This is a genomic window from Candidatus Poribacteria bacterium (genome assembly GCA_026706025.1).
Taxonomy (GTDB): domain Bacteria; phylum Poribacteria; class WGA-4E; order WGA-4E; family WGA-3G; genus WGA-3G.
Genome location: JAPOZO010000093.1, coordinates 56,959 through 68,983 on the forward strand (window position 1 = coordinate 56,959; position 12,025 = coordinate 68,983).

Here is a 12,025-nt window from a genome sequence, read left to right on the forward strand (position 1 = left end):
CCGACCGTCTCGGTCTGGATGCCGAGGGTGTTTTTGCGTGTCGAGAGGGTTATTTTTCTAAAATTGACACCTATGGTTCGGTTGGGAAACCGAACCTACCGGGTCTGGGTCTGAGACAGTTATTTTTTCCAAATCAGAGCTATTGAATTTTTGATTTCTCTTTGACTTCAGAGACCTCTATATGTTACACTTTTGAAGGTTTCTATGATGAATGGAATTGGTTTTTATCTGGTTTATGAAAAGGAGAAATAATTTGGTGTTTGTAAAAAGGGTTCGCGTTGGACTGGTGTTGGTGCTTTTATTCCTCTATGCCTCGATTGCTGCAATGGCAGAAACTGTGGCGTATTATCCGACGGATTTGGGGAACATTTGGGTGTTGGAGACTGAGGATGGGACTGAACGGGTTACTTATACGATTGAAGGCTCAGAAGAACGTATTGCGGACAAAGAGATCGCACTCTTCAAAAGAACAGCAGAAACGGCAGGTGCAGACGAGACTACGGGTGAAACGTATTTTGTGCATTTTGATGACGAGGGCGTAAAACTGCATAAAATTGTTGCGGAACTCGGTTCAATATTCGGTACAGCAACAGCCATATTATCGCCGCCTGTCCTCTTTGTCCCAGCGTCATTAGCACTTGGGGATTCGTGGGAGTTTATGTTGGAAACAGAGGTTATACTCACGGGTCGAGTTTCAGTTACTTATACTTACGAAGTTATTGCGGTAGAAGATGTGGTAACACCCGCGGGGTCATTTGAGAACTGCCTTAAAGTTCAGCTTGATTCAAGGACTGTCTCTACGTCGATAGGCCGTTCTACTTCTTACCAATGGCTGGCACCGAATGTTGGGATTGTTAAAGTCGAGACGGATCAAGAGCTTGTTTTTAATTTGATACGCTCCAATTTGGTTCCTGGCGCTTCCCCTTATGATGTAACGGGTGATGGCGTTGTCAATATATTAGACCTTGTCTTTGTTGCTTCCCGTCTTGGGGAGGTGGATACGGATGGGGATGTGAATGCGGACGGTGTTGTTAATATTTTGGATTTGGTGCTTGTCTCACAGAATTTGAGCGATTAACTTATCGCGAGCACAGCCTATCGCGAGCACAGCTCGCTCCTACAAGAGAAAAAAATTACATAGATAAAGTAAATATGTAAAACCAAATGCCCCTGTCTGGGGTGTGGAAAGAGATTCAAAACCTTCTGAAATGTGCAAAATCTGTCAGTAGCAACTTGGGTTACTTTAGAGGAACATCCTTCACACAGCGGAATCCGCGGAAGACGCTGGTGTAATTCTGTGGTCCCCAGTCCCGGTAGGCGACCCGCAGGAATAACCCGTTATCGCTCCAGCAGCCGCCCCTTAAAACGCGGTTCTTCTTCTTGATGACTTTGAAACTATTAATAACTTCTTGGCGTGTGCCATTAGAAACTGGGTTTTCTCGCGGGGAGGTTGCATAGAAATCAGGATCGTATTCATCAAGACACCATTCGGAGATATTTCCTGCCATATCGTATAAGCCGTAGCCGTTGGGTGGGTACTGCCCGACAGCGATCGGGGCATTGAAATGCCGTGCGTGGTTTGCGCGGGTTGCATCAATAGTATTGCCCCATGGATATGCCTCCCCAGCGAGGCCGCCGCGTGCGGCTTTTTCCCATTCTGCCTCTGTCGGTAACCGTTTGCCTGCCCATTCTGCGTAAGCCATCGCTGCGTACCAACTGACATAAATGGCCGGATGGTCCGCTTTGCCTTCGGGATAGGTGTTCCCGTCCCAGAGCCGGAGGTATACACCATCGTGATATTCCTCGGGAATGTTATCTTTTTGCCACTGCGGATTTGCATCGACGAAAATTTTGTATTGTGCGTTTGTTACCTCGTAGATGTCCATATAGAAGGCATCAAGATAGACGGTATGCACTGGACGTTCATTGTTTTTCCCGGTGTGGCTCCCCATTTCAAATTCGCCTGCAGGTATTAGCATCATACCGTCAGGGGTATCATCGGCAGAGGGGATGTGTTGTGTACCGTAGCCCCATAAAATGGTAAGGATTAGGAGGGACGTGATTCTTTTTTGCGTCATTATGTAAAACTTCCTTCGTATCTATTGGTTTATGGACGGATTAAGGCTGTCGATTCACAAGATAGATGCCCACTGCCACCAATCCAGTGCCTGCTAACAAGTCGAGTGTCAGTTCATCACCTAAAAATAGATGACTAAACAAAACGCCGGACAGGGGCATCAGGAAGGAAAAGACGACCAATTTACTCGCCTTGTATTTTCTGAGCGTCCATGTCAATCCTAAAAAGCAGAACCCTGTGATAATCCAGCCCTGATAGATGAGCCCAGCAGTGCTTGCCAGCGTCCATTCAACGGATTGCTCACGCTCAAAAATGTGGCTGAGAATGTAGAAGCAGGGAATGTTTAAAGCCAACAACCAGACGAGGAGTCGGTACGGGTAAATGTCCGGAACGAACACCTTTGTGAGTGTGATGCGGAGCCCTAAGAAACATGCGCTAAGAATGACGATGAGATCGCCGATGAGGTATCCTGTGACGCTCCCACCTTGCAGATTTGGCATGATGGCGAGAAAAACACCACCGAATGCCGCGATAATTCCGAGTGTTTTCGTCACAGTAAGTCGATCATTTGGAAGCCAAAAGTGTCCAAACAAGACTGTAAAAAGCGGATAGAGACTGAAAAAAATAGTTGAACGCGCGGCTGTTGTGTGTTGGGTGCCGATGTTCAGCGTGATTGTATGCAAGGTGTAAAGGGCGGCGATCAGGAGGAGCCGACGGAATTCCTCGAAGCGCATCCGCATTGACATCCCATAGTAGAACCCTGCGCCGCCAACAAAAATAACGCCCAATATACAGCGAAAGAGTGCCATTTTTAAGGGTGGAATGCCTTGGAGACCGAGTTTAACGGCGAATGCCCCGCCGCCTATGAGCGAAACAATGAGCAACATGAAGGCAATAATCTTGCCTGATGGGTCTTCGTTCCTAAATTCTTTTTCAAGCATAAATATAAATAAGCCCCGAAAAGAGGGACCAAGTTGTGATTTTGTGGTATATTTATTCTACGCTGTGGTGTAAAATGGATATTGATTTTCACTAAGGATACTACGTTTATCTTTGTTGGTCAAGGAAAAAGTCGTCATGATTTTTTGATATTTTTTTCGGACTTATGTGCTACCCTATTATAACTAAACGCGGATGGGACAGCAGTGTTATGAGGGTCTTCTATCTCATCATTTCATTATTTTCACCCAAGTTGTCACTTTTTTATTCACATAGCACTCCGCTGGAGTGCCGGGGTTTGACGACGCGATTTTCTATAGACATACCACCCCTACGGGGTGTGAAGAGATGCTTTTCATTAAAAAATCTGTGTTTATAGTAGATTTCAGAATTAAGAGGGCATTCTCAAACAATTCTTAGTGCTCTCATCGTCCTTGAAAGTGCCGCAGGAAACCAACGGTCTCTTATGCTACAGAGGCACACAGGCTAACAGCCTATGCTACGAAAACGTGACACAGGCTACCAGCCTATGCTACGAAAGCGTGCCACTATAAACACCCAAAACCTATTCGGCGGCAACTTGGGATATGTTACCAGAAACCGTCACCAGATTTAAAGTAAAAAAAGGAAAGCAGAAATTAAACATGAAAATGAAAAGAATCGTAATATTCGCATTTGCTTTAGCAAGCATTGCTTTGACTGTCGGACTTTTGAGTTGTGGTAGAGTCGTCTCGGTAGTATCTAATGGCGAAATGCCTCAGATGATGAGCGAAGAGATTCCCATCGGTGTTGTTGTAGCACTGACAGGACAGCACGCCGAACCGTATGGGTTTCCTATGCAACGCGGTTTTGAATTGGCACGCGAAGAGATTAACAGCCGTGGTGGTGTGAATCTCACGTTTATCACTGTGGACGATCATAGCACCCCGGAGGGTGCGAAGGCAGCCGTACAACATCTGGTTGATCAAGGTGTCCCTGCTATAGTCGGGCTTGCTATCTCGACGCACCTTAAAGCGGCTGCTCCAATTGCGCAGGAAAATCGGGTCATCGCTTTCAGTTCGGTTTCCTCCGCTGCAGGTTTGAGCGGGATTGGAAATTTTATTTTTCGCACCAGCCTTGCCACAAATATAAGCATTCCGAGTGGGGTAATGGTGACGCAGCAGAAACTCGGCTATCAAAAAGTCGCGACGATCTATGATGAGATTGATGTCTACGCCAGAAGTAGCAACGAAGTGTTAGAGACAGTACTTGCGGCAAACGGGGTTGAGATACTCACGCAGGAAACCTTTAAAACCGGCGATACCGATTTTTCTCAGCAATTAATGAATATAATGGCGGTGGAGCCGGATGCGCTCTTTATCTCCGCCCTCTCACAAGAAATAGCGCAGATTGTTGGACAAACATCCGAGGTAGGTTTTCCAGATACGCTTCGCGTAATTGCGCCTGATTTAACCATGGATGAAGTCCAAAAGGCGGGCGATGGTGCTGAAGGGACGATAGGTTTTATCGGATGGTCTACTACATCTGATGCCCCCGGAAACCAAACCTTTATTGAGAATTATCGGGCGAAATACGGTATTGAACCTGAACCGTGGGCGGCACAATCGTATGTGACGCTCCATGTTCTCGCCAATGCGATTAAGATAGCACAATCGGCGGATTCGACCGCCATTCGGGACGCGCTTGCAGAGACGAAGGATTTCTCCACGATTTTAGGCGACTTCTCTTTTAACCCTGACGGAGATGCCCTGTATGACCAGATTGTTCTGGTTGTTAAGGATGGAGAATTTCAGGTGCTTGAATGATCTTCAGCGTTGAGTCAAGATATAGCAATCGCGAGTAAAACTCGCTCCTACAAGATCAACCAGAGAGAAATCGCGAGTAAAACTCGCTCCTACAAGATAATCCGCCGACAGCGTGGCATCGAGACGCGCGCTAAATACTTTCTACCCATTATCTTCTCTTGAATTGGCTCCACATTGTGGTTAATTTGACTTCTGGGGTGACGTTTAGTCCGGAGATGGTGAAGGTATCTGCCCATGCCTCGCCGACCCACTGGTTTGCGATATTAAGACCTTCCATGACAAAACCGAGAATCTCAATTTTATCAAAGTTCACGTCTTGGAATGCGGTGCGGAATTCGCCGTCCGCAAACAGCAGAAAATATCCCGAATGAAAGTACAATTCCATCTCTGTGAGGACATCCGTCTCCCAGCGGATGCGTGGCTCTCTGGAGAGTCGGTATCGGAAGGGTTGACTGCTCCCTTTGCCATCAAAACGGCGTGCTCTGATTTCATCGGGGAAAAAGACGTAAAAGAAGGGATCTTCGCCGGGTGTATCGGCAAAATGCCGTCCGACACAAAACCCGAAACGCGTTTTGTCGCCGCCGAAATCCGTTATCTTGATTACAAAATCTCTGTAGGGTGCTGGAATTGCGGTGAATTGGTAGAGTTCGTATTGCACGTTCCAATCGCGGTTCACCTCTGCGCGTAGAAATCCGTCGTTTATTTTCCAGACAGCATCGTTTCCGACGATGTTCCACGCTTGCGGGTTTTCGGTATCGAAATCGTCGTGCCAGACCTCGGCGGATACGGAGAGGGTGCAGCTGACGAATATGTAGAGGAGTATGAAGGTGCTTAGGTTTTTGTGTGGCATAGAAAGATATTTTGGTTAAGCGAGATTGGAAACCTCGCTAGCGAAGATGGCTCAATCGGGCGACGGGCGATGAATCGCCCTACTACAAACCCGCATACTACGACGGGCGATGAATCGCCCTACTACGAACCGATGTGTTGACGAGGTTCCCGTTATATGGCTTAAGGTGTCAGTCCTGTTCCAAAGCGCACCTACCGGACCTGGTGATGCACAGATTAATTGATTTTTATGCAGTCGTACCAGCGTTGTGTTTTCTTTCCTCTTCGGCTCAAGACCCCGGGTTTGCGTTCGACAGGGGGTCCGAAGTCTCCGTCGTTCTGTTTCAAAACGTCCCAATCGGGTGGGAACCAAGTTCTGAGGGTTTTACAGTTAACTTCAAGGGGTTCACCTTCCCATCCGCCGACTTTGTAATACATCGGGCAGACCCATCGTTCCACGCCGCGTGCATAGCGTCGCCACCCGATGACGAAGGTTTGGGCGTGGATAATATCGCCGTCGCGCCAGTGTCGCTCAACGCCGCTCCATGGGTAGCCTGTTGTGCCGCCACCGACACTAATTTCACTCCATCCCAAATCGTCGCGGAGGGTAATGTAGGAGTAGTTTGTGCCCCAGGGTGTGTCGTCTGTAGCAAAACGCCACTGCTGTCCGCGGTACCAATGGAGGGCACCTCGGATACTTGAACGGGAGACCGCTGCACTCTCAATGGTTTCTACGATGTCAAATTGCCCTCTATTGTTGTAAAGGTTATGGACCCCTTCGCAGAGCGTGAGGGAGTTAAGCTCAGGTCCGAACCATTTTCCGTTTACACCGGGGGTTCTATAGTAGGCACCTGAACTGGCGGGTTGGGCGCGCTCACCGGGATTCAAGCGTGCTCTGGCGTAAGTGCTCCAAAACCCGATGGCGAGGACTGTTATGAGTAAAAGTGCGTTGAAGATGAGGTCTAAATTTTTTCGGAGCATTTATTAATAGTTATCAGTTGTCAGTAAGATAGTGATTAGCCGTCAGCGATCAGCGGTCAGAACTGGTTTTCAGATGTGCCCATGTTGTTGCTAATTTTCGTATGGGTGAAACTGCGAGTCCGTCAATTGTAAAAGTGTCTACCCATGCGGTGCCGACATTGAGGTCTTCCGTGACAAATCCAGCAAGCACAAAAGCGATGGTATCAATGTGATCGAAGTTTGCGTCGGTAAAGTCGATACGGGATTCGCCATCAGCGGAGAGTTGGAATCTGCCGTCATTAAAGTGTAATTCCATCTGTTGGAGTTCGTCGGTATTCCAACGCTGTCCGGGTTCGATGAATAGGTTGTCGTCTCTTGATGTATACATATCGTTTGTGAAAAAGAGGTAGTAGCCGTGTTCTTCTATTTCAGTCACAGGATCATAGAAATGCTTTGCGAGAGCGATGCCGAATCTGGCATGCGTTGCGCCGACGGTTTCGAGCGTAATCGTAAAGCCGTTATAGGGGCCTGGGTAAGCGATGAATTGGTAGCGTTCAAATATCATGCTCCACTGTTCTCGCGCTTGAATTTTTGTCTTTAAAAACCCGTCCTCAACCGTCCAGACGGAATCGTTTCCGGTGTGCTGCCAATCCGCTTTTGCTTCTTGGTCAAAATGGTCTTCCCAAAGGACGGCATCCGCGCGCCACGGTGGCAGAAAAAAGACGCAAATGATTATGATTGCTATTAGAATGTGTGCGATGTTTTTCATAAGGTCTTTAGTTTTCATAAGGTCTTTAGAAAGAGTGAACGGCACGCGGAGCGTGCCTACTACTTTGCAAAAGGGGTACCGTCTCGTTTTCCCAGATAGATACGGCATGCAGTGTTAGGAGCCGGAATTGTGATCTGTTTGTGAATGCGCGTCCGTTGATAACGTTCTGTGGTATCCTCAAATACCGCGCGAACAGCACGGATGTGTAGTTGATAGTGCGTTTCGGTAAGATTCCGGAACTTAAACTTGCCGTGCGCGTCTGTCTCTACCTCAAATCGATCCAGTGTCATTGACATATCGGACGGATGCAATTCCCAGGGATACCACGCCCGCGAAACAACAGCATTGCGGACAGGTTCGCCAGTATCCGCCCAGAGCACTTGACCCTGCAGCGTTGCAGTGGGTCGATCCGCTATGATAAGGAGCTCTTCAGGATTCGTTGATGCGTCCACATCAATACGTGTTGCCGAGATACCGTCTCCGCTGATATAGAGGGTGTATTCTTCTGCAAACAGTCCGTCAATGTGGAAAGCGGATTCTGTTACAGGAAAATATCTTGATAAGAGCGGTTTATGTAACGCCAGCGGATTCAGGCTCGGTTCGATCTGTGTATCCAGGGGCTGTGTATCGGCGTGGAACACTCTTACGGTGAACTGTGCATCCGCGGGGAGTGCCTCTGGCAGGATAACGCGTCCTTTAACGGTAACTCCTTTTTCAAGTCGAACAACCGACGGCATCTTTTCGATATCCACGTTCTCGTAGATTCTGGAAAAGTAGCCCCTCTTGCTTATCTCAAGCGATAGAAACTGCGATTTGGTTTCTACGACTTGCATCTGAAAGTTGCCAGCGTCGTCTGTCTGCGCTGCTGCGAGAATAGCACTGTGTCCGTGTGGTGTTTCGGCGTGGCGCGTTGCGTAAATCAACGCGTTTGCTATCGGATGTGCCCGTCCGTCAACAACTGTCCCGCGTAATGTCTCCAGTTTCGGTAAGCGAATAGAAACCTCTGCTTGTTTTTCTGGGTTAATAGATTCTACGTAGGCTATAATAACATCGTTTCGGGAAATTGTCAAGGTGTACGCAATCGGATAGAGTTCAGCGAAGTGGAAATTGCCCGTGGTGTCAGTTTTCGCTCCGTGTTCAATTGGTGCGGCGGCACGAAAGAAGTCCGCCGACTTGGCGTGCATTTTTAGGTTCACGATAAGTCCAGCGAGATTCTTTTCTCCAGAAATACTGCCTTTCAGGGATAACGTGTGTTTCAGTGCGATTTTTCCTAAATCATATTTCCTTTTTCCGGGGGACATCTCCTGCCGCAAGCGTTTCGCCTGATACTTCGGATGAAGTGCCATGAGTGAGAAGGCGTAGTAGGTCTGTGGGTCATTCGGGATCGTTAGTGAAAAAGTGCCATTAGCACGGGTTGCTGTTGCGTGCTCAAAATCTCGGTCGGGATAGACACTTGCGATCTTTTCAGCATCGGCACGGACAAGGACATCGGGAATCGGTTGCCCGTTTTCGGCATCAACGCATGTGCCGTGGAGGGATGCGCCGTCTGGTGTTTGGCAGATGCCAACGGCGGTAGTAAAAAAGAGCAGTAGCAAAATCAAATAGATAGTATTATTCATACAATATATTCGCTTGAAGGGTTTGATGAACAATTGTAGCATGAAATGGGGAAAAATGGTAATTAGTTGTCAGTTATCAGTTATCAGTTGTCGGTAAAGAGTCCCCTCGTATAGGCGCGCGTTATCTTAATAGCAAATTACAGCATGGTTCCTTTTTTGATGTAACCTTTTTTTGGGATTTGCATTCTTAACTTATGATGAAGTTCCAAAATCGGGGTTACAAACCCTTCTGACAGTGTTGACCTCAACAGAGGATGTAATGGCAATGGATGAGTCACGCGACGAAGAATTGGTGTATCAAAGTTTAGACGATGAGAATGCGGATGCTTTTGAAATCCTCTATCACCGCTATGAGATGTCGCTTCTGAATTTTTTCTACAGACGCGTTGGGAGCTGGGAAACCGCGCAAGATCTGATGCAAGAGACGTTTATCAGAGTGCACAAACACCTCGGAACCCTGCGGGATCGTAAAAAGTTTTCAAGTTGGATGTTTAGCATCGCGAAACAACTCATTGCCACACACATCCGAGAGAGTCGGAGAAGCGTTGAGACGGATCCAGTTGATGAAATCTTTGAAACCTACACAATAGCACCTGCGCACCGCTCGCCTATAGCGTCAATAATTGCCGAAGAGCAATTAGAAATCGTCCGTATGTTGGCGCAGCGGCTGCCGGAGTCAGAGCGTAGGGCGTTTGAATTAAGACTTGATAACATGACGCTTGAAGAAATCGCGAAAACATTAGACATTAGTTCATCGGCGACAAAGGTGCGGTTGCATCGGGCAAAACAGAAGTTAGTTGCTTGGATGAAATCGGAGTATCCGGACGAATTCAATCATATACTCGGTGATAAAAGTTAGCCGTCATAAAATATCGAAAAAATTTGATTTTTATATGTAACCTTTTCTACGGATTTGCATTCTTAATTCACAAAAGGAGAATCCAACATGACACCGACGGATGTCAAGGAACTGCTGAAGCGATTACTTGTGGAGGAAAGTTTTCCAATTGACATAGTAGATATGGCATCCTTGCAAGATTTAGAGGCAAAGTATTCTACGACAGAGGCGCGTATTAAGGATGTTATTAACCAATGGAACAAGGACGGTAAAATCCATGTGCTTCCGCCTGGCCGCCCCGATATTATGGAATTCTATACGAAAACCGATGCGTCTTCACCTGCGAAAGAATTGCTGGACTTCTTAGCGATAGAAGCATTTATTGAATCTATCATAGCGGAACAGTCGCTACCGATCCGTTTCAGGGACGGGGGTTTCCGGTTGATTACATTTGCAGTGGATGACCCGACGCAGTACCCAGTTAAAATCCTCCACGGCGGCTTTCGGTTAGGAAAAAGAACAGGTACTGAGGTCCAACTCCCGCAACTTGAGAAGGTTGTAAACCGATTTGAGGTATTACTCAAAGAGAAGGGGGTCAAGGCAAAAATGTTCCATCGAGGCTTCCAACTCGAAAAAGATGCGGAAACTGAAATACCGCTTTCAACAGTGAAAAAACTTGCTGAACAGATAGATACAACCTTTGGGATTAATTATGTGCTGAATGCTTATGAATATGCGAACCCTGAAAAAGCCTCGGATACGAGTTGGACGAGTGCAAGTATTTGCGTCTCTCTGTGGCGTTTTCCGCGGCGTTAAATTGCAAAACGGACAAAAAATTTGATTTAGAGAAAGGAGAAAACTCATGCGTCCAAATGATGTCAAAGAACTATTAGACGCTTTAATTGCTGAACTCAAACTGCCTCTTATTGCTTCCGATAAAGGTCCATTAGTGGTTAGTGAGAAGTCGGACCGTTCAACGCAGTCGAGGATAGAGCGAGTCGTAGAGCAATGGATGAATGAATACAATCTAAGTTACGGTATCTACGTAGGTAGATCAGCCTCTGAGAGGGATGAAGCAACGACTCGACTCGCCTTAGAGACGAACCGTGCCCCGGAAATCAAGGAAATTCTAAAGTCATTAGTGGCGGAACAATCACTCCCTCTGAACGTTGTTGATTGGGGTTTTCGACTGGAAATCCTCGCGGATGAAGGGGTGGACTATCGCTACGACGATATGATACACCTGGAAACATTGTTGGAACAGGAGGGCTTAGATGTCCCCGTACGCCATAGCGGTTTTAATCTATGGCAGGAAGATCGTACTGACCTCGAGTTCTCACAGTTTCAGGCGCTGGCGAATCGCCTCGCAGCTGCCTTAGCAGGATATGGATTACACGTGAAATTGCTTCACAAAGGCTTTGAACTACAGAAGAACGCAGACGACGAGGTGGCTATCGCAGAGGCGAAGGAGCTCACTTACCGATTAGAAAACATGGTAGGCATCCGCTATGTCCAAGGTGGTCATAGGTATTCAAACGATGCGCTGAACCCTGAGATTCATTGGACATCTGCCGACGTGACGACTGCCCTGCCGTTTTAGAGTAAAGTCCGCAAATAAGTTTACACTCCACGATAGTATTGCCCGCTCACACGATAGTATTGCCCGCTCGTAGGACTGGGCGACCCAGCCCCTACGGCCCGAGTGTGCAAATCATAAAGTAATGGATTGGCATGCCCCCCGATACACACGACTTGGAACTTAGGACACGCTGCCTATCCGATCAAAACACAAAAAGGAGAAAAAATGACGTACGTAATTTGTGAACCCTGCATCGACGTAAAAGACAGCGCGTGTGTTGATGTCTGTCCGGTGGATTGTATTCATCCGCATCCGACAGGTGCAGCCGATGAATTTGCGGAAGTTAACCAACTCTACATTGATCCTGAAGAGTGCATCGATTGTGGTATATGTGAACCGGAATGCCCGGTTGAGGCGATCTTTATAGAGGATGAAGTCCCTGAAGAGTGGGAAGATTTCATAGACATTAACGCAGCGTATTTCGAGTAAGAAAAAGGACAGGACTTACGCAAATTGAACATAGATTTAACCCCCTAAATCCCCCTTATCAGGGAGACTTTAAAAAGATAAAAGACAAGCCCCGCGAAAACCGGGGCTTGTCTTTTTTGCTT

The 12,025-nt window shown here is 47.3% G+C and carries 12 protein-coding genes; 6 read left to right on the top strand and 6 right to left on the bottom strand.

The genetic code is table 11. The annotated features are described in order from the left end of the window. The first annotated feature begins 256 nt into the window (after nucleotides 1–256). Nucleotides 257–1,078: a hypothetical protein gene (locus OXH00_23990; GenBank protein MCY3744086.1), complete on the top strand. Its 822-nt coding sequence runs from the start codon at nucleotides 257–259 to the stop codon at nucleotides 1,076–1,078. 160 nt (nucleotides 1,079–1,238) lie between these two features. Here OXH00_23990 and OXH00_23995 read toward each other — a convergent pair whose 3' ends face one another. Beyond that, nucleotides 1,239–2,078 carry a formylglycine-generating enzyme family protein gene (locus tag OXH00_23995; protein ID MCY3744087.1) on the bottom strand — a complete coding sequence of 280 codons (840 nt, stop codon included), beginning with the start codon at nucleotides 2,076–2,078 and terminating at the stop codon, nucleotides 1,239–1,241. A gap of 40 nt (nucleotides 2,079–2,118) precedes the next feature. Continuing rightward, nucleotides 2,119–3,018: a DMT family transporter gene (locus OXH00_24000; protein ID MCY3744088.1), complete on the bottom strand. Its 900-nt coding sequence runs from the start codon at nucleotides 3,016–3,018 to the stop codon at nucleotides 2,119–2,121. A 642-nt stretch (nucleotides 3,019–3,660) separates the two neighbouring features. Between OXH00_24000 and OXH00_24005 the strand changes: the two genes are divergently transcribed. Further along, nucleotides 3,661–4,821: an ABC transporter substrate-binding protein gene (locus OXH00_24005; GenBank protein ID MCY3744089.1), complete on the top strand. Its 1,161-nt coding sequence runs from the start codon at nucleotides 3,661–3,663 to the stop codon at nucleotides 4,819–4,821. A gap of 148 nt (nucleotides 4,822–4,969) precedes the next feature. Here OXH00_24005 and OXH00_24010 read toward each other — a convergent pair whose 3' ends face one another. From OXH00_24010 to OXH00_24025, 4 genes are all read right to left on the bottom strand, one after another. Further along, nucleotides 4,970–5,671 (bottom strand): hypothetical protein, encoded by a 702-nt coding sequence (locus OXH00_24010; GenBank protein MCY3744090.1) that lies wholly within the window; start codon nucleotides 5,669–5,671, stop codon nucleotides 4,970–4,972. A gap of 215 nt (nucleotides 5,672–5,886) precedes the next feature. Then, nucleotides 5,887–6,630: a hypothetical protein gene (locus tag OXH00_24015; protein MCY3744091.1), complete on the bottom strand. Its 744-nt coding sequence runs from the start codon at nucleotides 6,628–6,630 to the stop codon at nucleotides 5,887–5,889. Nucleotides 6,631–6,679: 49 nt separating this feature from the next. Then, nucleotides 6,680–7,378, bottom strand: a complete 699-nt coding sequence (locus OXH00_24020; protein MCY3744092.1) for a hypothetical protein — start codon at nucleotides 7,376–7,378, stop codon at nucleotides 6,680–6,682. 59 nt (nucleotides 7,379–7,437) lie between these two features. Next, complete coding sequence (locus tag OXH00_24025; GenBank protein MCY3744093.1) at nucleotides 7,438–8,997, bottom strand: carboxypeptidase regulatory-like domain-containing protein; 1,560 nt, start codon at nucleotides 8,995–8,997, stop codon at nucleotides 7,438–7,440. Nucleotides 8,998–9,262: 265 nt separating this feature from the next. Between OXH00_24025 and OXH00_24030 the strand changes: the two genes are divergently transcribed. The 4 genes from OXH00_24030 to OXH00_24045 all read left to right on the top strand — a co-directional run bounded on the left by OXH00_24030 (nucleotide 9,263) and on the right by OXH00_24045 (nucleotide 11,903). Next, complete coding sequence (locus OXH00_24030; protein MCY3744094.1) at nucleotides 9,263–9,856, top strand: RNA polymerase sigma factor; 594 nt, start codon at nucleotides 9,263–9,265, stop codon at nucleotides 9,854–9,856. Between the two features lie 87 nt (nucleotides 9,857–9,943). Next, a complete protein-coding gene (locus tag OXH00_24035) occupies nucleotides 9,944–10,651 on the top strand; it encodes a hypothetical protein (GenBank protein ID MCY3744095.1) in 708 nt (235 codons plus the stop codon). A 46-nt stretch (nucleotides 10,652–10,697) separates the two neighbouring features. Next, the gene (locus OXH00_24040; protein MCY3744096.1) at nucleotides 10,698–11,435 is read left to right on the top strand and encodes a hypothetical protein; all 738 of its coding nucleotides are present in this window, start codon (nucleotides 10,698–10,700) and stop codon (nucleotides 11,433–11,435) included. Between the two features lie 204 nt (nucleotides 11,436–11,639). Next, complete coding sequence (locus tag OXH00_24045; protein MCY3744097.1) at nucleotides 11,640–11,903, top strand: 4Fe-4S binding protein; 264 nt, start codon at nucleotides 11,640–11,642, stop codon at nucleotides 11,901–11,903. The last annotated feature ends 122 nt before the right edge of the window (nucleotides 11,904–12,025 follow it).

What these genes read in the sequence shown, in the direction of transcription:
- OXH00_24015 (MCY3744091.1), bottom strand. Translation starts at nt 6,630, where the DNA reads ATGCTCCGAAAAAATTTAGACCTCATCTTCAACGCACTTTTACTCATA.
- OXH00_24025 (MCY3744093.1), bottom strand. Translation starts at nt 8,997, where the DNA reads ATGAATAATACTATCTATTTGATTTTGCTACTGCTCTTTTTTACTACC.
- OXH00_24010 (MCY3744090.1), bottom strand. Translation starts at nt 5,671, where the DNA reads ATGCCACACAAAAACCTAAGCACCTTCATACTCCTCTACATATTCGTC.
- OXH00_23995 (MCY3744087.1), bottom strand. Translation starts at nt 2,078, where the DNA reads ATGACGCAAAAAAGAATCACGTCCCTCCTAATCCTTACCATTTTATGG.
- OXH00_24030 (MCY3744094.1), top strand. Translation starts at nt 9,263, where the DNA reads ATGGATGAGTCACGCGACGAAGAATTGGTGTATCAAAGTTTAGACGAT.
- OXH00_24020 (MCY3744092.1), bottom strand. Translation starts at nt 7,378, where the DNA reads ATGAAAAACATCGCACACATTCTAATAGCAATCATAATCATTTGCGTC.
- OXH00_24035 (MCY3744095.1), top strand. Translation starts at nt 9,944, where the DNA reads ATGACACCGACGGATGTCAAGGAACTGCTGAAGCGATTACTTGTGGAG.
- OXH00_24000 (MCY3744088.1), bottom strand. Translation starts at nt 3,018, where the DNA reads ATGCTTGAAAAAGAATTTAGGAACGAAGACCCATCAGGCAAGATTATT.
- OXH00_24045 (MCY3744097.1), top strand. Translation starts at nt 11,640, where the DNA reads ATGACGTACGTAATTTGTGAACCCTGCATCGACGTAAAAGACAGCGCG.
- OXH00_24040 (MCY3744096.1), top strand. Translation starts at nt 10,698, where the DNA reads ATGCGTCCAAATGATGTCAAAGAACTATTAGACGCTTTAATTGCTGAA.
- OXH00_24005 (MCY3744089.1), top strand. Translation starts at nt 3,661, where the DNA reads ATGAAAATGAAAAGAATCGTAATATTCGCATTTGCTTTAGCAAGCATT.